Here is a 23,355-nt window from a genome sequence, read left to right on the forward strand (position 1 = left end):
GCCCCCGACGATCTGTCTCACGCCCCGCGATTGGGGTGTCAGCTTGATCATCGCCGCCCTGTGCATCATCACGGCTTCGGTGATCAGTGCATGGTCCCTAGTGCTTCTGTATCCGCTCGCGAAGCGGATCGGCTTGGTTGATCTCCCGAACGATCGTCGAAAATTCCATACCGATGGGGTGCCACCCATCGGTGGCTTGTCGATCTTTTTCGGCCTCGCCGTTGCCAGTCTGGTCGTTTTTCCAATTCAACCAGTCTATCTCTGGGGACTCGCTGGAGCGGCATTACTGGTGATCGTCGGTGCCCTCGATGATCGTTTCAGTTGTCGCACATCGGTTCGATTCGCCACGGAGATCACCGCGGCATTGCTCCTGACATTGGGCAGTGGCGTGACGCTCACCTCTTTGGGCGACCTCTTTGGGTTTGGGACCATTAGCCTGGGCCCATTCGCCGTGCCCTTGACGGTCTTTGCGATGGTTGGAATCATCAATGCCGTCAACATGATGGACGGCATCGACGGTCTCGCCGGCAGTCTGGTCGCGATCGCATTGATGGTCTTGGTCCTGTTGGCGCCGACATTCGGTCCCGTGCAACTGATGGGTTTGGCAACGATCGCGGCCCTAGTCCCGGTACTGATCCGAAATCTCGGTCTCTTCGGGGCAAGCCGGAAGGTCTTTCTGGGCGACTCCGGTAGTCTTCTGCTTGGCTATATTTTGGTTTGGTCGCTGGTCGAGGCTTCTGAACCACGGGGGACGATCGCTCCTGTCACGGCGCTATGGCTGGTCGCCATTCCACTGATGGACACGTTACGGGTGATCGGCCGCCGTCTCCTTCGCGGCGCTTCTCCATTCAAGGCCGATGATGAACATCTGCACCACATCCTCACACGGCTGGTTCAGAACCCTCGTCAGACCCTGATCGTCGTCTTGCTGCTCTCGATCGCGCTGACTGGGGTGGGTCTGTTCGGACACTTTTCGAATCTAGACGAGTCCGTCATCTTCTATGCGGCGTTGCTCACCTTCGTCTGCTATCTCGCCTTGACCTATCTGGCCGGACGGCTGTCCCGGTGCCTCAATCAGCAATCCGACACCGGGCCGCCGACGGTTCGTGGTGACAGTAAGATGGAGACCATGAAGCGATACGCCGACCCGCTCACGCCCGTCAAACGGCCATCATTCCCATGAGGTCAGGTTGCGTGATGCGTCTTCGATCAAGTCGTCGTTGATGACATCATCCTCGGCCAAGCCTGGAGGCGGAACAACCGACAATGGGTCACGATTGTCTAGCACGGAGCGTGGGCGATCGAGTACGAGGCGTCGCGCCTCCGCCGCGCCAATCCACTGCTCGGCAATCCTCAGCCCCGCGCTCAGTGTGGGCAAACGATGCCGATCGTCGTGTCCATCACTCGCGATGAGATGCACCAGCCCGTCATCTAAAAAGCGTTCCGACCAACGTCGCGCCTCCCGACCAAAGCGTCCCGTCAAGGCATCGGCGGTCACTTGAATCCATGCCCCGGCGAAGGCGGCATCGACGAACCAGTCGTAATGCTCCTCGTCGAGCCAGGTCAATCGCTCGGGATGAGCGATGATGGGCACATAACCGGATATCAGTAGATCCTCGATCAACTCAGCAAACCGATGCGGCACCGAAAAGTGCGGTGGTTCACACAGCACATAACGACCCTGGTTGAGCGTGGGCATCCGTCCACTGCGCAACCCCTGAAGCAAATCGGGCACGATCTGGATTTCCGCCCCAGAGGTAATCCGGAGCGAGAGTCCAGCCTCCTGGAGTTGCCGCGCGAGGACGTCGACGCGGCGGCAGATATCGAGACGTTCGTTGGGGTAGACCCACGGGTAGATGTGCGGGGTGCACACCGTATCGGTGATGCCGTCATCGAACGCAATGCGTGCCATCTCGAGCGACATGCTTACGGAGGTGGATCCGTCGTCGATCTCGGGCAAGAGATGGCAATGTAGATCGATCATGGGCGACAAGGGTCAACTGGCATCTGGTCTATCCGACGTTCCCCTGTTCATCCCATCATTGTCGGCTCGCGATCAACACTCAGTGGGCCAGGGTTCAAGCCCGAGGCACAGCGATGTCCGCAACGCCGCACGTTCAATGAAGACCGCACTCAATCCATGAACGGATTCCATGGTCGCCGCAAGCGCTGTTCCTCGCTCGCGCTGCTCTCCTCCTGGTCGAGCTGGTCTCGATCGCCCGGCTCTTGATCGACTGGGCTTGGTTCGAAGCGACCTGTAGCGACCTGATCAGGATGCGGCGGGGGCACGGCCTGTGCGAGGGTTCTGGTGCGTCGCGCCCGTTTGCGCGGCCGCTCCGAGAGGCTCGGCACCCCTGGAGGGCTAAAGAAGAGCGCCGCGGCCATGGCGAAATAGGCCATATTCGCGGGATTACGCAGGTTGTTGTCGGTCAGACTATGCAGCAAGACCAGCAGGATGGCGATTCCCGCGCCGATCTGTAACGAGCGATAGCGTGACCATGCCTGTCGCGTGACCAGCCGTGGCCACTGTGCCATGTAGAGCACCAGGAACATCACCATCAAGACGAGTCCGACTAGGCCCATCTCGAAGAGTGTTTGCAGATAATCGTTGTGTGCATAGTTGACGAACCAGCGCCCCAGTTCGATCGGCTGATAGAGCACGAAGACATCCGAAAAGGTTCCCGGACCACTTCCAAAAGGGAGCAAGCGACCGGCCGCATCGAAGGTCGCGACCGCGATCGGCCAGCGCGCATCGGCATCCATCTCCGCCACCGAGAAGCGATCCAGCACCGGGGCCAAGCCGATGAAGATCGCCACCCCGATGCCAATGGTGATCAACTGCCCCATGAGGCCAAAGGTTCCACGCCCACCGACACGGCGCGAGAAGAGGATCGTGGTCAGTAGGATCCCCACCATCCCCATCATGATCCCGGTCCGCGAGCGGGTTACGATGATCCCGATGATGAACAGCAGCGCGAGCAAGACGAAGAACCAGCTCGGGCGATTGCTCGAGTTCAGGAGCTTCACCAGGGTGTCACCGAATCCCTCGCGACGCTTGCTCTTCTGGTACTGCCCACCAAAATCAAAGAGAAACATCGCTAGGGAGAGCGGTAAGGCCATCTCGATCATGCCGGCAAGGTGGTTGCGGTTCACATAGGTGCCCGAAGCGCCCGAGCGGGCCAACAGATCAGCGATCGCGTAGCTCATGCCACCTTCGGTCGCGAACTGAAACAGCGCAATCAGGACTTGCGCCAGCACGACGGCAAAGAACCAATAGACCAAGCGGGTTTGCAGCGTCTCGGACAGGGCGCGAGTCGCGACATAGACGCCGATGGGCAGGATCAGCATCAGCCAGCTCGTCTCGGTCGCCAAGGGTGCGATCGCCAAGCGCTGAGCAAAGCGTCTCCCCCCCTCGTCATCGAGCAACGCGGCCGTGTGCTGATAGAGGTTCCGTGCTGGGAGCCACTGTGCAAGCCCTGTTGGTAGGGGGAACAGATACAACAACGGGAGGATGAAGAGGAGTCCGAGGAAGGCCAGCTCGGTTCCACGCAGCACCGGGGGTCGCGGTTGCCAGACCGTCAAGACCAACAATCCCAATGCAAGCCACTGCAGCACCAGGGTTGCGCTCGGGGCATAGCCACCCCGCAGCATCGGGGCAAAGGCGAGTAACGCGGCTAAGCCAAAAAAGATGAGCCGCGAACCCAATGGCTCCAAGGCGCCCGTGCGGGCACGTTTCGCTCCCGAAGACCGCCGCTGTGATGCGCCATCATCTCGCTCATTGGGCACCACCGTCTCCGTTTCGGGATCCGACGCCGTCTTCAAACTCACCCTCATCACCCCTGCAATGGCTCTGTGCAACCTGCGTCCTCAGAACCGCCAAGGCTAGCATCTTTCGCCTGGTTCCACCGTGACCCAATTCACTGATGCGGTTGACTCCTCCGGCAAGGGTCCGAACGCGCGACCCCGCCCGCGGCCGTCTCGCTTCAGGACAGACGGGTGCCCTCACACGCCTTATTTTCACCGTTCTCGCCGTCCTTCCCGCCGAGGCTCCAATTGCACATCCCCCCGCCACCTGAAAGGCCGTTCGAACCGCGCATGACTAGACTCATGGGTCAACTGTGTCATCCTTAGCGATCAGATCGGCGGTGAGCGGGTGTGGTGGGTCACACGCACCAGCGATTCAGCGATCCTCAAGACCTCAAGACCCAAAGGGCTCCAGACCGGGTCGAACCGACGTCGCCATGACATGGACGCAGGTCCCTCTAGTTTGCGACACGTCACTCACAAGCGATTGAATCACCAAGACCTCACTCGATCCATGCGTGTCTTCAATGAACGTGCGGCACCAGACGCCTTAGCGGCCCTGAATGCACTGCAGGCTCGCATTCCGCACGTGTATTTTTCACCTGTGTCGGATCCAACAGGGAACATGGCTGACCACCTGAACGACCTCGGTCGTCAGATCTCGGCGTGGATCGCTGAGGCAAGACAAGCCCTGCTCCTCGTTCCGCTCGGGCTATCCGATGACGAGGGCGAGTCCCCGGCCAGGAAACGAAACCGTATCCATGTCGAGGCCGTCGCTGTCGCCCTCGCCAAGAGCCTGACGCGATCCTCCGAACAACTGAGCTCGGCCATCGATCGACTGCGCAAAGATCCAGACAGCGCGGAGGCGATGCAGGCACTCGAACGGATTCTCGGGAAATCCGAACAGCAATTGGTGCATGCCAAGACCATGCTGATGACCTTGGACGCGGATGCAACACCAATGGTCTCCAGATGGACGACGCGCCGGATCACCCCCTGGGCGGTGGCGGCGCGCGACACCGCACGGGCGCGGGAGAACGGACCGGATGGTTTGTCGGCAGCGCGAGAGCGGACTGAGCCAGCAGATTCGGTTACTGAGGTCGCGGGACCAACGCCACCTGGAGGCACTCCATCAGGATCAGGATCAGGACCAGGACCGCAATGGCATGATGCAGCCGAACCGCCCTGGTTAGACACCCGAGCCGAGCACCGCCGGCGCCGTACCGAGACGGCATGGATCCTGGCACTGGTCGCAGTGGCCGGATTGGGCGCCTTCCTGTTCCTGGAGGAGTTGATCATGCGCCCCGATCGCCCGGACAGCGACCATAGTGGTATCAACGAGCACAACACCCCAGCCATGATGTCACCGGATCGGGCTTTCGCCGAACAGACGGCCAGTGCGACCGCGCGTCTCGAGCGACGTCTCGCTGAGTTGGAGATCGAGGTGTTGCAGCTGCGTGCCGAACGCGATGTGGCTCGTGAGTACGAGACCGACTGGTCGTGGCTGGAGCAGCCAACGTCCACATCAGCGGAACAGGTGCCATCAGGACACCGCGTGGCAGAGCAGACCGGGGAGGAGAGACAGGGAGAGACACAGGGAGAGACACAGGGAGAGGGAGAGGGAGAGGGAGAGGGCGAATCCGACCTCGCGACAGTCGGGCCGGATGGGGATGGTCAGGACACGGATGGTCCCGAGCAAGCGAGGCTAAAGCCCGTCGACACGACCGGAGCGGAGGGGATTGCATCCGCTCGGATGCCGGTGGAGCGACCGACAGCAGAGCTAACGGGACCGGGCGGCGATCCGGTATTGCTCGGTGGTGACCGACCGCGCCCGGACCCCGCTATGACTGAACCCGAACCCGAACCGGAGCACACGGGCGCCAGAGACGAGAGCGAACCGGGCAGCGTCAAGCCGATTCTGACGCGGCCGCTCGATCCGGAATTCGATCGTGACCTATTCGCCGAGACGTCGCATCAGCGGATCGGCTCCCACGAGGTGCTTGCGCACCGCCTGCGCCCGGTTCTGCTCGAAGAGGCGGCGTACGCCATCCAACTGTCAACCTTGCAGAATCCAGAGCGGCTCCCGCGGTTCTTCGCCGAGAGCGCGCTGGAGCCCGTGCGCCTCTATGTGCAGTCGACTGAGCGATTCGTCATCGTCTGGTTTGGGCTCTTCGCAGAGGAGGCAGAGGCCAGGACGGCACTCGCGGCTCTCCCCGCGCGGCTCCGGCTCGCCCGCCCCTTGGTGAGGCGTCTGAACCCCAATCAGGTGCTCTATCACGCCATCACAGACTGATTCAGGATCACCAGATCCAGTGGCATCACTCGATCCGGCTGATCGGTTCCTCCTCCTCGCGCGTCTTGATGTTCCCCTGGAAGTCCGACAAGGCCGCCGAGCCGATGGCCGCTCCCAGTAGGGCGGCAGGAAGCCAGGACGAAGCGGTCACACCTGTCGTCACAGCCACCGACGTCGTCGTTGTGGTCACGGACGGCGAGGCCTCGATTCCCGCCGAGCCCTGCGCGACAGATGGCTCGATGCGTGTTGCTGCCGCTAGGCGGTCGCCCACGCCCTCAACAGCTGTTCCGCTGGCCTCGCTCGATGCGGCCGCCTCGGTCGCGGCCTCGAGCGGCTGTGTCGCCGCCTCGACCTCGGCGATGTCCGCCCGGTACTGACCGCCGCGACCTGCCGCACAAGGGCTCTGCTCCGTGACATCCAGAACCACGTCATCGAACAGGAAATACTCGCAGCTGTCCGCATACCAAATCGCCGCGCGTCCTCCTTCGAGCATGAACACACGATCGCCGACATGGATCGGGTGATGACCACCCGTGATGACGTAACGATCCTGCTGCGTCACCATCATGGTGCCCTGGATCGCGACGATCTCGCCCACCGGCTCGGCTGCGATCAGGGTGCCCGCGGACAGCATGGCGAGGGCCGCTGGTGTGATGTTCCGGATCAACCTGTTTGCGGTCATGAGAAGCTCCATGGGCGTTCCTGAGTCGATCGCGGTCTGCGTCGATCCTGCAATCAGTCTCAATGTTTAAAGACTAGACCACTCGTGATGCTGTTTGATCGTCGCAATCTTTGCATGCGTCGACTCTCATCACCGTCCCGGTCCCCCTCAGTCCGGCTGCGCTTCTTCTGAAAGGATGGATCGGCGCGCGGCCGTTCGAGCACGCTCCAACGGCGACATCGCCGGGATTCGGACGATTGCCAGATCATCGAACCACAGCGAACCGTCGATGGCCTCGTCACGCCTCAGGGTGTCGACGCTGGCTAGGCGGAGTTCTTGGTATGCACACTCCTCCGGAACCTCGACCTCAAAGCTGAAGGTCGTCCACTCCTCGCTGCCCAGGATCCGGGGACTCTCACCCAGGGTCTGGCTGTCCGGGTCTCGGCAATTCAGTGCCCAGCGTAGGCCTGATTCGGTATAGAGCTTATCGCTGCGATACCGCCCGGAGATCCGATAGGTGCCCCCCGGAGCCAGATAGAGTGGCTGGTAAAAATGCTCGAAGCGACTCCGCGTAAAGCGAAAGGTAATCCGCAGCGCCTGTCCTCGACCACCTTCGGTTGGAGCGCGCGCGATGCTCGCACGGTCATGCCTGAGGACATGCCAATCGAAGCCAAACCCCGTGAAGGGAACCTCGAAGGTGCCATTGTAGAGGAACCCTGACTGTTGGCGCTGAGCTGGAACCAGGCTATTGATCCAGGCCAGATAGGCCGCCTCGAACGCCTTCTCACGCAGCAGTCGCTCGATATAGGCCATGCGCTCTGGCGTCGATAAGGGGACCGCACTTGGAGCCCGCCGCATGTCATAAAGCGCCTGCACCAGCTCAAGCGGTGTCTTCCCTTGCGCGGTCTCGATGAAAAAGGATTCCCACCATGTGGGCGGATCGCGTGCCAGGTCACGAAATGCGGCCAATCCAATCGGGGTCGCCAAGAGTTCGCGAAAGCCTGAAAAGAGCGTCCTGGTTCGTGGGGAGCCCGCCTCGATGGCGCGCGTCCAGTGCACGAAAGCCCGATCCAGACGGCCCTGTGTGGCCCAATAGGCAGCGACTTCCTCTTGGACCGAGGCCTTGACCGGAGCCAATTTCGCCGCGGCATCGACCCAGTGTTCGGCGCTCGCTGGCTGGCCATCCGTTAACGCCAAGGCACTGAGTGCGAGCAACGGCTGTGCGCGCGTCGGGTTCAGCCGATAGGCCTCGGCCAGCAGGGCACGGGCCGTATCGGGATCGCGACGCAATCGCGAGAGCCCGAGCTGGTAGAGGGCATCGGGTTGCGTCCCATGCCAATCGAGGGCCTGCTGTGCGGTCCCAGCAACATCGCGATCCGCCGTGGCCAGTTCCGCGTCATAGAGTCGCGCAACACCGAGAGCGCCGATGCGCCACGCCAAGATCACACCGACCAGGGTCAAACCGATGCGCCACACCGGCCCTGGCCAAGCCCAGAACCCGTTGTGATCAGCCGTCGTGTCGTCAGGCCTGCGAGCGCTCATGACGCTCCTGTCCGTAACCATACAAGTATTGATTGTTGTACTTGTAGCCATACCCGTAGCCGTAGCCATAACCGCGACGACCCGCCCGTCCGATTTTTTGCAGCACGACTCCGATGAGATGTGCTTGACTGCCGCGCAGTCGCTTGAGGCTCTCGCGGACAACCACGCGGTTGACCTGCGCCGGGTCGATGACAAAGACGGTCGCGCCCGCGAGTTGCGACAGGACCAAGGCATCCGCCAGCCCCACGACCGGTGGGCCATCGATCAACACATGGTCGAAACGCTCAGCGGCCAGCTTGAGCAGGTGCATCATCTTGGTACTGGAGAGCAATTCGACCGGATTCGGGGGTAACGGACCACTCGAGATCAGATAAAGACCGTCGATCGAGGTCGGTTGCGTCATCTCCGCCGGGGGCACGCTCGAGGTCAAATAGTTGCTCAGTCCGACATCGTTGGGCACATCGAAGATGGCATGCAAGGACGGGTTGCGCAGGTCCGCATCGATACAGAGCACGGTATTGCCGCTCTGCGCGAAGGAGGAGGCGATACTGATGCAGGCGGTCGATTTTCCCTCACCAGCCGTGGCGCCCGTGGTGTGGAGGATCTTAGGCGCCCCCTCGGCCGTCGAGAATAAGAGTGAGGTTCGTAGCGAACGGCTCGCCTCCGCCATCGGGCCTGTGGGGTTGGTTGCAACACTCAATGCCAGATTCGGCGGTGATGGATCGCGTGCCTTGGCGGTGATGAAGGGGAGCGATCCGAGCACCGGACAGCCTGTCTCCTTCTCGACTTCAGCCGAGGATTTGAAGGTGTCGTCCAAGTACTCAAGCAAGACGATCAGGAGGAGTCCAAGAATCAGGCCGATCATGACGGCTTTCTGGAGATTCGCCTGCAGATCCGGTTTGAACGGTCGAGACGGCACCGAGGCCAGATCCACGATACGGATATTGTCCTGCACGATGCCAGATACTAACTCCGCCTCCGTCACCCGCGACAGCAGCCCGTTGTACATCGCCTGAATCGTGTCGCGCGCGCGTGCCAAGGCGTTGTAGTCGATCGTTTCGTCTCGGACCTTCAGGAGTTCCAAGCGCGCCTCCTCGACACGATCAGCGAGAAGTTGCTGCTCCTTGAGATTGGCTTCGTAGTCGATTTGGAGGCTGCGCGAGATCGAATCGAGCTCGCCTGCCATCTGTTGGTCGATGGCCTCGATCTGGCGGCGCAATTGGATCATCGCCGGGTATTCCGGCAGGAAGATCTCGAGGCGACGCTGATACTCATCTTCAAGCTCGCCGCGACGCGTTTTCAGAGATTGAATCACCGGGCTACCAAGAAACTCCGAGCTGCCCTGCGCATCGATCTCACGCATCGCGCGAAGTTTTGCCTCAGCCTGGAAAACGCCTCGCTCGGCTGCTCCGAGTCGATCACGCAACGCACTGTACTCAGACTGCATATGTTTGAGCAGATCATCGACGTGGATCAGATCCCTGCTGCGCGCATAGGCCGTCAATTGACGCTCCGCGTCCTCGAGTTGGATGCGGGTCCGCTCGATCTGTTCTTCATAGAATCGGCGTGTCGAGGTGGCGTCTTCGGTTCGGAGTTCCGTTTGAAAATTGACATAGGTCCTGGCCACGGCATTCAGGAGCGCCGCAATGATGCGTGGATCACTGCCTTCCATACTCAGTTCAATCAGATTCGAATCGCGCACGGGTGTGACGACGAGAGAACCGCGGATCCGAGCCGCGATGGCTGCCTGGTTCGAAGCGACTGGATCATCAAAATGACGATCAGCTTGATCCTCTTGCTCAGGCTCAACGGAAAGACCCCGGAGCCGGAGCCACCAGTGGCTCAAAGCTTGCCGCATCTCGTCGAAAAAAGAGGGTTGTCCAGCGGCTAGTGAAGGCTTGGGCGTGAGCTCCAGATTCAGAGTCCGGGCGGCGCGCTCCGCCAACGCCGTGCTGCGCAAGAGTTGTAGCTGGTCACCCGCGAAATTTCGCGAAGACGCGAGAGCCGAGAAATCCCGGTACCCGAGTAAGCTGTCAGATGGCGGGATGGCCTGAACGCGCGCGACGGCGCGATACATTGGAGGTTCGCGGATGGTCTGAAAAACGCCGACGACCAAGGAGAGTAAGACAGCCAAGATGAGCAGCCACTTACGGTGGAATAGGATCGCTAGATAGCGCTTGAGATCAAGACCCTCGAACTCACCCTCAGGGTTCGAAAACAGCAGTCCACGCGATGGATCGAGCGGTCCTGGCGAGATCCCAGCGACGATTGGCTCACCACTAGGTGACGGACCTCGGGGGTTGGCCGTTTGGGATGAGTCCTTCATGAGGCGGGCGGGTCCTGCTTCGGGACGAGCCTGACGCGCGGTCTTGGCATTAGAAGATCACGGTTTTATCAAGTTCGATCGGTGCGTACGTCTTGAAGACGCCAAGCCAGGGATCGAAAAAGATCGCGAGGGCAGAGGGTGGAACATAGATCCGATCGTTTCCCACCAGCAGTGGGTCACGCAATTTCCCCTCGAGAATGGCCTGATAGTCGACCACAAAGGCATGCAGCTTGGGGTTCGGGGTCTGGCGTGTGTCATCCGTCGCTCGAAAAATCACGACCTGGCGCTTCTTTCCAACGGGCGGCACTCCGCCCGAGGCGGCAATCACCTGACCGAGTGTGGTGCGCCCGGTGATTTGCCGCATCCCGCTCATCTTGCCCGAGAGTGTGATATTCATATTCGCCGTCTCCTCGACATAGACGGAGACGCTCGGATCACGTAAATACAGGTCCATCAGGATTTGTTTAAGTTTCGCCTCGGCCTCTTGCGTCGTTAGACCGTTGAGTGGGACAGCGCCCACCAGTGGCATGGTGAACAAGCCCTGAAAATTGACCCGTCCCGCCGAGGACAGCTCTGGCACGCCGAACACATCCACCCGGAGACGATCATAAGGACCAATGCGATAGACCAGATCCTCCAGGCTCGGGTCGGGTGGCGGGCCAATGGTCACTGGAACGGTTTCCACATCGTTCGGGACCCTGGGATATTGGTTCGCCGCGTCCCAAGGTGACGAAAAGTTGGCTGTCGTCGTGATCCCACTGTCGCCCGAGCCAAGTCCACGAGGAACCGCTCCCCAGCATCCGCTCAGTAACAGGGTCAGCAGAACAATGACGGCCACCGTCACCGCCTCCCTGATCCAGGCGGACCTGTGATCAGCACCGAATCTACCATGCCGGAGTTCCACGGCGGTCTCAGCGGGATCGGGCATGTCCGCATGCTGGTCTTGGCGAGCGACGACGGATCGGCAAAATTCTAGGGTTCTCAAACAAGTCATCGACACCATCCCAACCATCCACCAGCCCTTCCCGGCAAAAAGCGGATTCGATAATCGCCCGCGGTCCCAAGGACGACCATGGTCACAAGAAGGTGGTTCGAAAGCGAGCTCACCGTGAGCGTCGTGAGGGTGTTCGCCGGCTCGAGACCACAAACTGCGGCAGTTTAGACAGATTTTTCCAGGCGAGTGCGAGGACGCCGCCAACCGCATTGGCGCGAAGGATCCGATAATCCTCCCAAGATTTTTGCAGCAGATGTCTCAGCGACTGGTTGCTGACTCCTCCAACGCGCATCCGAACGAGCACCTCTGGCAGATAAACCACCCGCCCCGACAACCGCATCAGCAAGCGGAGCATGAGATCATAATCCCCGGCAATGCGATAACGCAGGTCGAACCCACCGATACGGTCGTAGAGCGAACGGCGCGCATAGAGGGTGGGATGTGGAGGTGCCCAACCCCAGCGCAAACGACTTCGCCGATACTCGCCGGCACGCCAATGGCGAATGACTCGATGGCTGTCCTCACGAGAGACATACACCAGGTCGCCGTAGACGGCTTCGACGTTCGGATCGGAAAAGGCCGCCGCGACAGATGCCAGGGTATCCGGACCGGCGAACACATCATCGCCATGAAGAAAACCGATCACCTCCCCGCTTGCCCGGGCGATTCCCTTGTTCAACCCGTCATAAATGCCCCGATCAGACTCGCTGACCAGCACCGCAAGCTGATCACGATGCGCCTGTAAGATCTCAAGGGTGCCATCTTGGCTGGCCGCGTCGATCACAATTTGTTCTCGATCCAGATGGGACTGGCTCGCGAACGAGGCCAAACAATCCCCTATCGTTGACGCACAACACCGGGTGGTCGTCACCACCGAGATCTTCATCGTATCGATGCCATCCGCTGTGTTCCCAGGTCGTGATCATTGATGCTTCGCCGATTCGTCAGGCACATGTGGGCGACCGCTCCGTATCGCCCCCGACGCCAATTCAAGCCTCTTCAGCACGATCATGTACTCGTAGATTGCCAGAAGCCGACAATAGGTCAGCCCGGCATGTCCGTCCAGAAATCCCAGACGGAGGAAATACATATAGAGAAAGCGCAATGACGGACGAAACGGGAGACGCATGGCTAGCGCCTTGAGCGCACGGCGCCGACGAGTGGGGTCCCGCGCCACGAGCCCTGACCAATCCAGGCCATCGCCGCGTTGCACCCACTGCAGCGACTCGCGTGCCTCATCACTCGCGTAGCGGTTGTGCTTGTCGAACCAATCGGTCAGACCTTTAGAGAAAGAGTTGTGCAGATAAGGTTCTGTCAGCGTGCCGATGCGCTCTGGTGCCAGATCCTCACGTTGCCCATGGCCGACCTGCTTGAATCGAAAGCGATCCCGATGCCCCAACCGGACCTGGTAGCTGGGATAGAGTCCGGAATAGCGCAGCCAGCGCCCCCTGAACATCATCTTCGAGGGCACGCGCCAAGCATCGAAACGCCCGTCGCCGACCGCTGCTTCCAACTCGACTCGCAGCGCGGGTGTCACGATCTCGTCCGCGTCGAGATGCAGGACCCATTCGTGTTGGAACGCGATCTGATCCAATGCGAAATTGCGCTGCCCGGCGAAGTTGTCGAAGACGCGCTGATAGACGCGCGCGCCTAGATGCTTCGCCGCCGCTACCGTTTCATCCTGGCTGAATGAATCGAGTACCACGATGTCGTTTGACCACTTCACAGCCTCTAGGCAGATCGGCAGATTGGCCTCCTCATTCAGCGTCAGCACCAAAACCGAGATCCCCATCCCTAAGCCTTCTAAAGTACTCACTGTGGATTGGAGTTGAGTCCCACTCGTGCCTCCCCACCCTGTTGCTGAGAACATGCTGGCTCAGAAACCGCACCCAACGTGGAGCTGAGCGTGCGTGACTTCACGTACCGAGCCGGATTTCCGGCCACGATCGTCCATGCTGGCACATCCTTGACGACAACGGCTGCCGCTCCAACGATCGCCCCTTCACCAATCCGTCTGCCCGGACCGACGAAGGCGTCCGCGCAGATCCAGGCCTCGGCCCCGATCGTGATCGGCAACCGCAGCAAGGGCAATGTGGGATCCCGATAATCATGGCTCCCCGCGCACAAATGGGCGCGATGCGAGATTGTAGCTCGGTCGCCGATGTCGACCGGCCCCAGATTGTAGATAAGCGACCATTCGCCGATACTCGCGTCCGCACCCAAGGTTAGATTCCAAGGCAAATAGATCCGCGCACTGGGATAGACATGGGCGTGCGGTCCGATCCGAGCGCCAAACAGACGCAGTAAGGTCGTGCGCCAAACGAATAGCGATCGAGGGCTGAGACGAAAAAGCGGCTGCGCCAAAGACCAGAGCACACGTCCAACATATTCACGACGGCTGTATGGCCGCTGCTGTCGGCAAACGTCGACGGAGAGCGTCATGAGCTTGAGCGCATTGATGGAATGCCTTCGGCCCGATTCGGCAGTCCTGGAGGATTCACCGCCCGGTTCAGCTCCTCACGTGCTGGCACCGAAACCCGAGCCATGGCGAGCACTAACCCAACCGAGAGTCCCAGAAAGGTTGCCACGAAAGCATCCGCAAGGATCTGACCCGAGATAATCAATCCGCTTACGTTTGCGATGAAGAAGGCTAGAAGGCCTAGCGCGTAGCCAGCCACTGGGGATTGCGCGCGCAGGTGGGTTCGGGTCACCTGCCACGCTGAGCGTAAAATTGTAGCCAGCAGAAAGACCAAGGCGAGAAGACCCGGCACTCCCAGCTCGACCAAGACCCGACTCGGACCGCTTTCTTGCCATACTCGAGGTCGCGTCACCTGAAGTTGGTGCGATCCAGGTGTCGCCACACCCATTCCACTTCCCAAAAACCCAGCCTGGCGATGCGTCGTAATCAACGACTCAAAGCCATGTTGCTGGAATTGGCTCTGGACGTCCTGAGGGTTCTCTGTGTAGTAACGGATTTGTTCGGAGTCTTGGCCCATCCACACCTGCCCGATCCAAAGACTGGCTAGAGGAACGACAATGAGGCCAATTCTTGTCAGGATTTTGCTTTGCCCCCCCGCCATCAGTTGGAGTGCCGTCATGGCAACGAAAAAGGCAGGGATCATGTAGACCATCTTGCGGCGCCCACAAATCAATAATGGAAAGGCCGCAGTCGCGCCCAGCAACAACCAGATCCAACGTGTTGGGCCGCGCGCGGTCATCGCCAGCACGAAGGAGATCATCATAACCGCAGCAGCATGCCAGCCCATAACGTCAGGGCTGCGATAAAAGCCAGCAATCATTTTGATGATGTACCCGGATCCATGACGAATCCAGTCCATATCGAGAGCTTCCGTACCGAGCAAGGGTGAGTCTGGCCATAAGTCAAAGTACTGCATCGGTCCGCCAATCAACATCACCGAGGTCACGATGCAATAGAAGCCGAGAAATTGGCGTATAGACTTTGTATTTTTAGGGAAATGATAACCGACGACAATCATCATCAGGAGGGTGCCGTAGGAAAAAATGCCCAAGAGAGTGAGCATCCAACTGCCTGGACCATAGGTCGCGGAGATCAAAACAGGTGGCACGCAAGCGAGAACGAAATAGGCCATTGCTCTGTCGATGGCAGGGAAATTTGTAGCCAGATCCCGCCACCAAAAACGTCGGCTTCCAATTAGCGCGACGATCGTCGACAAGAGCACTGGTGTCGTGGCTAAAACCAAGTATCCGGCTGCGCCTGGCGCCAGCTTACGAACCGGATCCTGAAACGCCACGATCACCACAGCAACATACAATCCGTAACGCCAGCGACTCAAGGTCAGCACAGAGCCGGCGACCACCACAAAGAACAGGGCATATAGAGGCATATCGGCTAGCGATTCAAGGCTGAATCAGTCCGTAGCCGCAGCGTCTGACCGATCCATTCCTTGATCACGAAGGCCGCATTTTTGAGCGCACCGGCGCTCGGAATCCAGGCACCCGCCCCGACGGGGACCGCGGCATGATCGGCAGCAGCCGGAAGCGCCTGCAGCCCTTGGGCCTCGAAGGCGTCCATCGCGCGGCGCATATGAAAGGCCGACGTCACGAGAAGCACGCGCTTGATGCCTTCCTCACGCAGCAATGCTGAAGAGAATTCGGCATTCTGCAGCGTCGTGCGGCTGCGCCCTTCCAGAACCATCGCTTCGAGCGGGACCCCCAACTCTGATAGGAAAATCTGCATCGCCCGTGCCTCCGAGGTTAGGGATACCGCAGGGTCGCTGCCGCCGCTCAATATCAGCATCGGTGCCTTGCCGGCCCGGAATAGACGTGCGGCTTGCCAAAGACGGTCGGACGAATCGGTGAGGGTGGGAAAGGGACGTTGGGCATCTGGCGGACCGATGGCCCCACCCAAGACCACAATCGCGTCCGCGGATGGCAGCCGATCTAGCGGCACCGCCGGAAACTCGGCTTCCAAGGCTGCTCGGGCGGACCCGCTCACGATCGGCAGCGACCATAGCGTCAACCAGATCCAACCGATCAGCCCCGCCACCAACGCCACGCGTCGGCGCCCCATGGTGAGCAACAGCAACGCTAGCACCCACAGCGCCAAGGCATGCAGCAATGGAGACAGCCAGACCAGCGTCATCGCTCCACACCGAAGTCGTTTATTGCCTGGCACCAAGCCAACGAAGCGCCGTCAACGTTCCTCCCGTCACCCGCTCATAACTGAAACCCTCGCAAACACGCCGCGCAGCCGTCTGTCCCATCGCATGCGCCCGCTTGGGATCCTCGGCCATCTGACGCATGCACCGACCCAACCCCTCCACGTCGCCGCAGCTGAACGTCCAACCTGTCTCGCCTGCAACAATCAAGTCAGGATGACACCCTACTTGATCGCTGACGATCGCGGGCATCCCGGAGGCCATCGCCTCATTCACCACCAAGCCCCAGGTCTCTCCATGATCCGAGGGCAGAAGCAGACAGTCCGCATCACGATAAGCCTGCCCGATCAGCGTCTGGTTCAGGAATCCGCTGAAGCGTACAGGTAAGCGTTCCGACGCGGCAAAGGACTCACACTCCCCACGCAGTTCACCGTCGCCGGCCACCACCAACTCCACGCCCAAGTCGGGCGCCTGCGCGCGCAGCCATGCCAGCGCCCTCATCACATCCATTGGCCGCTTCTTTGGAATCAGCTTGCCGCTGAACAGGAAGCGAAACGGCGGATCCGTTCGCGCCCGGCGCCCTTCAAAGGCAAACCGCGCGTTCTCCACACAATACGGGGCATCGAAGATCCGGTCCGACGGCACCCCGTTGGCCGAATAGAAAGCCCGGTTCTGGCTGCCGATGGCGAGAAAGGCCGCATACTGGCTCAAAAGCACGCGGTGCACACCGCGCTTCCAAGCCGCCCGCGGCCGGATCGCATTCGACTCTCCGCGCACGAGACAAGGCACTGCATTCAACCGGCAAGCCGCCAGCAGCTGCAGGCAGCTCTTGGCCACCCAGCCATTGACGATGAAAGCGTCCCAAGACTCCTTGCGCAGGATGCGAAAGATCTCCGGCGTATCGCAGCCATCAAAGGTCGTCACGTCGGGCGCAGCGGCGCGATTCTCCAGCACCCGATACCGGTAACCGTCCAGCAGTGGCACGTCCCACTCGAAAGCGACCCCGAAGCCGCTCCCCTGCTGTGCCGCGTCTGGTAGCATGCAGTACAGCACCTCCAGATCGATACCCGGCTGCTGTGCCAATAGGCGGAACCAAGGCACTTGGTATTGAATGGGATGGGTGGTGAGAATGCCTAAGCGCATGGAAAATAGAAGATGAGGTCTTTATCTAGCGTACGCCCGAAATCGACTGGAAAACGGTTTTTGATGTCATGTGACAGCGATCGCGACCTCGCCACGGACAAATCATGTGAATCGGTGACCAGTCCGTCCGCCTCTCGAACCGCCGGGCAGTCGTCGTCTGAACACTCGGTGGGCGAGTTGAGGAATGCTAGTGGCATAGATGCTGGAACCGAGTTCAGCGAGCTTAGCACGTAACCCTCATCAACATCCTGCTGCGTGGCGGCCATTCCGACCGTTATGCTTGTATATTTTTGCCAATCAGCCGGCAAGCGCCTCATATGATTCGCCTCGGTTCTTTGACCAACAGACCCGAGTCCCAATCAGCGTTCGACGCAATGTGTCCCCTGAGACTCGGCGGATGCTGTTTCAGTTCGCGAACGAAGCCCTGGCCTCCACACCATGAAAGGCCGCTCGACCAAGATGAAAAGCAACGCCCCCACAAGCAGCACCACTGGCAGCACTACCAGCGACATCAGCACCAGGTTGAACCACAGTGGCTGCGATGCGAGCATCCACGGTAACGCCAGACGACCCACAGCGGAGATCACGTAGAAGTGATAGAGGTATAGCGTGTAGCACATGCCGCCGATCAGATAGACGGGCGCCACTGAGAGCACGCGTGAGGACCAACGCCCCCGCAGGCTGCCGAGCAGGATCAATAGCACCCAGGCCGGCATCAGTCCGGCGGCCCAAGCGGCGCCAGACAAACCAGACCCCAGCAGAGCCACACCCAATAGGGTCAGGCTGTCTCCAGTCAGTCCGAGGACGGGGCGTTGTTCCCAGCGGTTTACGAACACGTCCGCGGCCAGGATACCCGCTGCGAAAAATCCACTGTAGCGCAGTAGGGTGAGTCCGAAGAAAGAGTGTGCGACCACGGGCGCCTGATGGGCCCAGCCACCCAGCAGCACAAGCGACGCTAGCGCAAGCCGCCGTGGCAGCGTACCGACCAGACCAAGCGCCGCTAGCAGCAGCGGCGCAAGCACATAGAATTGGAATTCCACCTCCAGCGACCAGGCCACGAAATTGATGGTACTAGCCCCGCCGAACACGAAATGGTGGATGTAGAGCGCGCTGGCCACCAGGTGCGGAAACAGTTCCAACGCATCCATGCCGAGTACCAGCACCAGCAGGGTATAGATCAGCAACAAATTGACCAGGTACGGCGGTTCCAGTCGCGTCAGTCGTCTCGCAAAGTAATGCCCAATGCGTGGCACCGTACCGGCTAGGAACGGCCGGGAGATAATGAAACCGCTCAGGGCGAAGAACAGCGGTACCCCGATATGGCCGTGTGCCAATAGGTCCGATAGCCAGTCCGACTCGCCCCGACGCCCAGTTTTGGTAACTAAATAGTCGTTCAAATGATAGAGGATCACAGCCATGATCGCGACGAAGCGCAGGCCGTCGATCACAGGTACGAAGTCGCCGGCCGCGGTCGGCCGCCGCAGCCAGCGTCTCAGTTGCACGGCGAGATGCTCATGGTTATGCGCGGCACGTCTGGAGCCTCAACGGCGGATCAACTCTGCCGTCTGCTAGGCCAAAGGATCCGCTGCCGCAAGGCCAACGGTATACTCAAGCCTTCTCGTCACGGCACGGTGGACAGGGGGAATCACCTAGCAGCCTGCTGGATCCAATTGACCAGAGGTCGCGAGCACCGCGCCCAGCGGAAACGCTCCGCATTGACACGGGCGGCACGTGCGCGCTCCTCCCAGGCAGCGCGATCCTGCAGCAACGTACCGAGGGCATTGGCCGCCGCCACCACATCACCTGCTGGAACCACGACACCGCCAGGCCCCGCTATCTCCGGCGGGGCACCGCAGTCGGAAACCACGCAAGGTGTATAAAAGGCTTGCGCCTCCACCGCCGGAATGCCGAAGGACTCACACCGACTCAACAGGCAAAACACGCGCGCCCGGGCATAGTGGGCATGCAGATCCGCCCTGGAGACCTTCCCCACCACGAAAACCTGTTTACCGAGCTCGAGGGCATCGATCCGCGCCCGAATGAAACGGGCGTAACCCTCATCCGCCCAAGGCCCTACCAGTATCAGCGATGCTTCTATACCGTTACGCCGTAGCAGTGCCAGCGCCGAGATTACATCCTCGACCGCCTTGTGCCGCGCCATCACCGAGACCACGAGGATCTCTGCGCGCCGCTCATCAAACGTCTTCGCATCGCACCCCGCGACGAAAGTCTCGTCATCCAGGCCTTGCGGCAGCAACCGCCAATCACGCGGCTCGATCCCGGCATTGTCGGCATAGATTCGACGCATGTAATTGGAATTGAAAAACATTACGGCGGCATTCCGTTGCGCTTTACGGTACGCTGCGCGCTGCAACGCCGCTTTGAAGTGGTCAGACGAGCCTTTCTGAGCCTCGCGCACGAGGCACCAGGGATTCTGCGCAAGCACCAGTTGTGGCAGTTCCACGCGATCTGCCGTGACTCCGGCTGGAGAGAACAGTGTCTGCACACTCTGTCGACGCAGCAGTGCCGGCATCTTAACCGTCTCCCACCACCAGCGGCCATGCCACCCCGCCGTTAACGCCGGGCATTCCACCAGATCGAGCTCGCCGCGAAATGTCAGGGCCAGATCCCGGTTGCCAGCGTGATAGAGCAAGATGTGCCGATCAGACAGTGCCGGGGACTTCAAAACCTGTCGGATATGTCCCACCAACACATGCCGGCCGGACAGGTTGGTAACCGATAGCGCATTGAATGCAACACGCATCAGCGCCCCCCGCTGGCGACGCGATACAAAGCGATCATGCTCCCGCTCCTGCGGCCACCTTCCGATAGAGCTTCACCAAGCGCTGGGCAAATATACGGGTATCGAACTGCATCAGGTGACGTTGCGCGCGACCCAGCATGTCACGGCGAAGATCGGGGTCATCAAGCAACCGCAGTGCCTGGGTCGCGAATCCAACCGTGTCCGTCGGGCTCCAGTAAAGACCGGCATCGCCGACGACCTCGGGTAATGAACCGGTGTCCGCACAGACTACCGGACACCCCATACGTAGTGCCTCCAGCGGCGGCCAGCCGAACCCCTCATAGAGACTCGGAAACAGCAACAGCACAGCACGCCGATAAAGCTCGGCAAGCTCGGCATCCTCGGGGTTCACCACATAGCGGACATGCGTTTCAAGATTGAGAGCCGCCGTCATGCGCCTGAGCTCCTCCGTTGGTGCCGGGCCCGCCATCACTAAGTCTAAGGTCGGACGACTCCGCACCAGATGGGAAAAAATGCTCAGGACTCCGGTTCGGTTCTTGTAAAAACTGTTGTTCCCCACGTGTAACACAAAAGGCGAACTGGAACCATAACAGTCCGGCTCAACCAACCCAACAGCCGAAAAATCCTTTATAGGCAGATGGATGACCGTATCAACAAAGCGCCCGGTCAGTGCGTGCACGTCGTCCGCCGTCTGCCGGCTAACCGCGCACACCCACCCTGCTCTGGCGATGACACGCAAACTGGCATTGATGAGTTGCCTCGCCGCCCATCCCGGCGCACGCACACCGAAACGGCCACGGGCCTGAAGGGCGGGGATCACATCATGCACCGTGACTAGCGTTCGAGACCACGGGAGCCCCGCAACCATATAGCCGAAGCTGGCGTCGAGCAGGTGGTAGACATCCGCCTTCGCAGCCTGTGCACGCCCCCGCGCAACGAACGTGCTGCTCACCCGGTTGAAACGCTCCATCAGCCGGCCGCCATTCGCATCCTCATGCGCACCCAAAAGCTGCACCAGCTCAACCTCCCATTCCGGCGCAGATGTTGCTAACCCACGAGCGACCAGCTCGGCGTAAACCGACATGCTCCCCGGCATACCTGGCGAGGCCGTCGACAGCAGCGCAACACGCAAACGACTCATCGAATTGCCAACCCCTGCATCAGACGTCCCGAGCGATGGCGCCCGGTCGAGCACAAACCAAGATTAAGCAAGCGCGTTCCTCTACACATCACACGCACGCAGGTGTCAATCAGCTGCGCGCTGTAAAGTTCGAATAGCCCGCTCCGGTGAGGACCCGAGGTGCCAGTGCCAATCGGAATCTAACCTGGCGACATAGATATTCCCGTCCCGCAGCCATGCCGTCGGGGGCTATCCGATCCATAGCCAAGCAGTGACGACTGCGGTTAGGGCAACTACGACCTGGAGACGGAGCCACGTCGTTACCACCGTTCACGCGTGGCCAAACAGGGCCGTACACCACGCCATTCTGTTGCAACGCATAGCTTTCTCATAAAAATCTACGGGAACGAATCCGGCTTCTGTAAGGTAAGCAATCAGTTCAGTCGCTGTCGCTTGACCTTCATACAAGCTAAAAAAATTCATTTCCAGCTGCACGAAGTTGATTTGCCCCGCTTTGAAGGAAGACCCTGCCCCCCTGAGCACCTCCATCTCGAAGCCTTGCGTATCAATTTTTAATAGATTTAGCTGTTTGATGCCTTGCGATTCGAGAAAGCTATCGACCGTTTCGATCCGAACTTTTTCCTTCCTGGAAAGTCCTGTTTTTCGGAAAGGGTTCTGATCCGAAGCAGACAAATCTAGGAACGAGCTCAACAAGCTATTCCGATAGTTTCGGAAACTACGCACTTCGCTCCGAGCACCCAGCCCGTAATTATAGATTTGTACATTTTCAGGATAGCACTTACTTTCGAGGTCACGGAAGATGATTGACGATGGCTCGAAAGCATAGATTTTCGGAGATACGAAGACATCAAGCAAGGCGTCGATTGTCTGGCCTGAATTCGCACCGACGTCAAGAATGATTGGCGATGGCGAGCCGATCAGCTTGCCGAGATCCTCGAAAAGGTAACGTCCGGTGAGCGCATCTCTTGGTGAACTAATGATACGCAAGCCAAACGGAGCGAAAGCACCGTTCACCAGTCTCTTGAGTTTCTCTTTCATCTTAAAATAGGCTTCCGTTCGTTGAGGACCTTGTGATCACTCGGTAAAATGCCGCGCTCCCCCCATTGCTACTGAACATCATCCGGTCAAATCAGCGCTCGATTCAGCGTTGGCAGGTGGCGTATCCCCGGCTAAGAGCCTAGGACCTTGTCGTACCAATCCCAACGCCTGTCTCATGCCGCGAAGCTCAGCCAAGAGCGTCAGCGGGATCCACCATGGTTGCTGAAGGTGATGCCGCGTTCGCACCGCGCGCAACGGCCGTGCCAGCAGCCGCCACCACCAACCCGGCGGCCTCACACGCAGCCAGAAATAGTAGGCCCCGACGCTATGTCCAGGTTTGATCGTGCGCAGGTGATGCCCATGCGCCCGTGTCCCGCCCGAGGAGACTTGAAGGTGGTGGATCAGCGCCGCAGGCTCATAGCGGATAGCCCCATATCGTGCCGTGAAACGATGAGCAAACTCCGCCTCGAACCGATAGGCCGCCCCGACGAAGTTCTCGTCGAAACCGCCCAACGCCAGCGCCATGTCGCGACTGACGGAGAAGTTACCGCCCATGAACTCATTGACCCACGCTGATGCCGTACTGTTGAAGCGGAAACGCTCGTTGGGTGCTAGTGGCGAAGAACACTCGCCAGGTTGCAGTACCTGCCCGGCAATCAGACCCGGATGCACCGCTTGCGCCCGTAGATGGGCGCCCACTAGATCATCACCGGGCCGGATATCGTCGTCGAGAAACAGGACGATCTCGCTCCGCGCTGCCAGCAAGCCTGTATTCATCGCCCCTGGAATCGACGGCTGCATCAGGCGAATCCAGCGGATCCGGCCTTGCGCATGCAGCCTTTGTAATTGCTGCTGGGCGTATTCCGTATGCCGATCGGTCTGATCAACGACAACGATCTCCGATGGAGCAGGACTCAGAGCCTGCAATTGGCGCAGGCTTTCGAGCAAGACCGCCTCTCGCCGATAGGTGGGAATCAAAACACTGAGCATGAGGATTGGGTGCGTCGAT

Annotated in this window: 19 protein-coding genes; 2 read left to right on the forward strand and 17 right to left on the reverse strand. The window is 59.9% G+C overall.

Annotated elements, in window-relative coordinates:
- The first annotated feature begins 43 nt into the window (after positions 1 to 43).
- Positions 44 to 1,183 (forward strand): undecaprenyl-phosphate alpha-N-acetylglucosaminyl 1-phosphate transferase, encoded by a 1,140-nt coding sequence (locus CKO25_RS10360; protein WP_242467543.1) that lies wholly within the window; start codon positions 44 to 46, stop codon positions 1,181 to 1,183.
- Here CKO25_RS10360 and CKO25_RS10365 read toward each other — a convergent pair.
- Entirely contained in the window at positions 1,172 to 1,984 is an 813-nt protein-coding gene (locus CKO25_RS10365; RefSeq protein ID WP_200387864.1) for a tyrosine-protein phosphatase, read from the reverse strand. The two genes, CKO25_RS10360 and CKO25_RS10365, sit on opposite strands and share 12 nt — an antisense overlap.
- 149 nt (positions 1,985 to 2,133) lie before the next feature.
- Complete coding sequence (locus tag CKO25_RS10370; protein WP_200387865.1) at positions 2,134 to 3,822, reverse strand: O-antigen ligase family protein; 1,689 nt, start codon at positions 3,820 to 3,822, stop codon at positions 2,134 to 2,136.
- Positions 3,823 to 4,318: 496 nt separating this feature from the next.
- Between CKO25_RS10370 and CKO25_RS10375 the strand changes: the two genes are divergently transcribed.
- Positions 4,319 to 6,097: a hypothetical protein gene (locus CKO25_RS10375; protein ID WP_200387866.1), complete on the forward strand. Its 1,779-nt coding sequence runs from the start codon at positions 4,319 to 4,321 to the stop codon at positions 6,095 to 6,097.
- Between the two features lie 25 nt (positions 6,098 to 6,122).
- On the opposite strand, the gene CKO25_RS10380 is transcribed toward CKO25_RS10375, so the two are convergent.
- The 15 genes from CKO25_RS10380 to CKO25_RS10450 all read right to left on the reverse strand — a co-directional run bounded on the left by CKO25_RS10380 (position 6,123) and on the right by CKO25_RS10450 (position 23,336).
- Entirely contained in the window at positions 6,123 to 6,779 is a 657-nt protein-coding gene (locus CKO25_RS10380; RefSeq protein WP_200387867.1) for a hypothetical protein, read from the reverse strand.
- Positions 6,780 to 6,926: 147 nt separating this feature from the next.
- Positions 6,927 to 8,300: a tetratricopeptide repeat protein gene (locus tag CKO25_RS10385; protein WP_200387868.1), complete on the reverse strand. Its 1,374-nt coding sequence runs from the start codon at positions 8,298 to 8,300 to the stop codon at positions 6,927 to 6,929.
- Positions 8,281 to 10,626 (reverse strand): GumC family protein, encoded by a 2,346-nt coding sequence (locus CKO25_RS10390; RefSeq protein ID WP_200387869.1) that lies wholly within the window; start codon positions 10,624 to 10,626, stop codon positions 8,281 to 8,283. The genes CKO25_RS10385 and CKO25_RS10390 overlap by 20 nt, the downstream gene beginning before the upstream one ends.
- Positions 10,627 to 10,675: 49 nt before the next feature.
- Entirely contained in the window at positions 10,676 to 11,464 is a 789-nt protein-coding gene (locus CKO25_RS10395; protein ID WP_200387870.1) for a polysaccharide biosynthesis/export family protein, read from the reverse strand.
- A gap of 265 nt (positions 11,465 to 11,729) precedes the next feature.
- On the reverse strand, positions 11,730 to 12,506 hold the full coding sequence (locus CKO25_RS10400; protein ID WP_200387871.1) for a glycosyltransferase family 2 protein: 777 nt from the start codon (positions 12,504 to 12,506) through the stop codon (positions 11,730 to 11,732).
- 36 nt (positions 12,507 to 12,542) lie between these two features.
- A complete protein-coding gene (locus CKO25_RS10405) occupies positions 12,543 to 13,394 on the reverse strand; it encodes a glycosyltransferase (protein ID WP_200387872.1) in 852 nt (283 codons plus the stop codon).
- A 38-nt stretch (positions 13,395 to 13,432) separates the two neighbouring features.
- Positions 13,433 to 14,062, reverse strand: coding sequence for an LbetaH domain-containing protein (locus CKO25_RS10410; RefSeq protein WP_200387873.1), 630 nt, complete (start codon positions 14,060 to 14,062; stop codon positions 13,433 to 13,435).
- Entirely contained in the window at positions 14,059 to 15,486 is a 1,428-nt protein-coding gene (locus tag CKO25_RS10415) for an O-antigen ligase family protein (protein WP_200387874.1), read from the reverse strand. The genes CKO25_RS10410 and CKO25_RS10415 overlap by 4 nt, the downstream gene beginning before the upstream one ends.
- A 5-nt stretch (positions 15,487 to 15,491) precedes the next feature.
- Positions 15,492 to 16,244 carry a YdcF family protein gene (locus CKO25_RS10420; protein WP_200387875.1) on the reverse strand — a complete coding sequence of 251 codons (753 nt, stop codon included), beginning with the start codon at positions 16,242 to 16,244 and terminating at the stop codon, positions 15,492 to 15,494.
- Positions 16,245 to 16,263: 19 nt separating this feature from the next.
- A complete protein-coding gene (locus CKO25_RS10425) occupies positions 16,264 to 17,403 on the reverse strand; it encodes a glycosyltransferase family 4 protein (RefSeq protein WP_200387876.1) in 1,140 nt (379 codons plus the stop codon).
- Between the two features lie 359 nt (positions 17,404 to 17,762).
- Complete coding sequence (locus tag CKO25_RS10430) at positions 17,763 to 18,905, reverse strand: acyltransferase family protein (protein ID WP_200387877.1); 1,143 nt, start codon at positions 18,903 to 18,905, stop codon at positions 17,763 to 17,765.
- Positions 18,906 to 19,048: 143 nt separating this feature from the next.
- The gene (locus CKO25_RS10435; RefSeq protein WP_200387878.1) at positions 19,049 to 20,167 is read right to left on the reverse strand and encodes a glycosyltransferase; all 1,119 of its coding nucleotides are present in this window, start codon (positions 20,165 to 20,167) and stop codon (positions 19,049 to 19,051) included.
- Positions 20,168 to 20,201: 34 nt separating this feature from the next.
- A complete protein-coding gene (locus tag CKO25_RS10440) occupies positions 20,202 to 21,308 on the reverse strand; it encodes a glycosyltransferase family 4 protein (protein ID WP_200387879.1) in 1,107 nt (368 codons plus the stop codon).
- A 309-nt stretch (positions 21,309 to 21,617) separates the two neighbouring features.
- On the reverse strand, positions 21,618 to 22,346 hold the full coding sequence (locus tag CKO25_RS10445; RefSeq protein WP_200387880.1) for an FkbM family methyltransferase: 729 nt from the start codon (positions 22,344 to 22,346) through the stop codon (positions 21,618 to 21,620).
- A gap of 78 nt (positions 22,347 to 22,424) precedes the next feature.
- A complete protein-coding gene (locus CKO25_RS10450; RefSeq protein WP_200387881.1) occupies positions 22,425 to 23,336 on the reverse strand; it encodes a glycosyltransferase family 2 protein in 912 nt (303 codons plus the stop codon).
- Between the last annotated feature and the right edge of the window lie 19 nt (positions 23,337 to 23,355).

Source organism: Thiocapsa imhoffii (genome assembly GCF_016583985.1).
GTDB classification, from domain to species: Bacteria; Pseudomonadota; Gammaproteobacteria; order Chromatiales; family Chromatiaceae; genus Thiocapsa; species Thiocapsa imhoffii.

Excerpts from the sequence above, each read along its gene's own strand:
- CKO25_RS10440 (WP_200387879.1), bottom strand. The coding sequence starts at position 21,308 with ATGAGTCGTTTGCGTGTTGCGCTGCTGTCGACGGCCTCGCCAGGTATG.
- CKO25_RS10365 (WP_200387864.1), bottom strand. The coding sequence starts at position 1,984 with ATGATCGATCTACATTGCCATCTCTTGCCCGAGATCGACGACGGATCC.
- CKO25_RS10390 (WP_200387869.1), bottom strand. The coding sequence starts at position 10,626 with ATGAAGGACTCATCCCAAACGGCCAACCCCCGAGGTCCGTCACCTAGT.
- CKO25_RS10375 (WP_200387866.1), top strand. The coding sequence starts at position 4,319 with ATGCGTGTCTTCAATGAACGTGCGGCACCAGACGCCTTAGCGGCCCTG.
- CKO25_RS10425 (WP_200387876.1), bottom strand. The coding sequence starts at position 17,403 with ATGCGCTTAGGCATTCTCACCACCCATCCCATTCAATACCAAGTGCCT.
- CKO25_RS10400 (WP_200387871.1), bottom strand. The coding sequence starts at position 12,506 with ATGAAGATCTCGGTGGTGACGACCACCCGGTGTTGTGCGTCAACGATA.
- CKO25_RS10385 (WP_200387868.1), bottom strand. The coding sequence starts at position 8,300 with ATGAGCGCTCGCAGGCCTGACGACACGACGGCTGATCACAACGGGTTC.
- CKO25_RS10415 (WP_200387874.1), bottom strand. The coding sequence starts at position 15,486 with ATGCCTCTATATGCCCTGTTCTTTGTGGTGGTCGCCGGCTCTGTGCTG.
- CKO25_RS10380 (WP_200387867.1), bottom strand. The coding sequence starts at position 6,779 with ATGACCGCAAACAGGTTGATCCGGAACATCACACCAGCGGCCCTCGCC.
- CKO25_RS10450 (WP_200387881.1), bottom strand. The coding sequence starts at position 23,336 with ATGCTCAGTGTTTTGATTCCCACCTATCGGCGAGAGGCGGTCTTGCTC.
- CKO25_RS10410 (WP_200387873.1), bottom strand. The coding sequence starts at position 14,062 with ATGACGCTCTCCGTCGACGTTTGCCGACAGCAGCGGCCATACAGCCGT.
- CKO25_RS10445 (WP_200387880.1), bottom strand. The coding sequence starts at position 22,346 with ATGAAAGAGAAACTCAAGAGACTGGTGAACGGTGCTTTCGCTCCGTTT.
- CKO25_RS10420 (WP_200387875.1), bottom strand. The coding sequence starts at position 16,244 with ATGACGCTGGTCTGGCTGTCTCCATTGCTGCATGCCTTGGCGCTGTGG.
- CKO25_RS10435 (WP_200387878.1), bottom strand. The coding sequence starts at position 20,167 with ATGCGTGTTGCATTCAATGCGCTATCGGTTACCAACCTGTCCGGCCGG.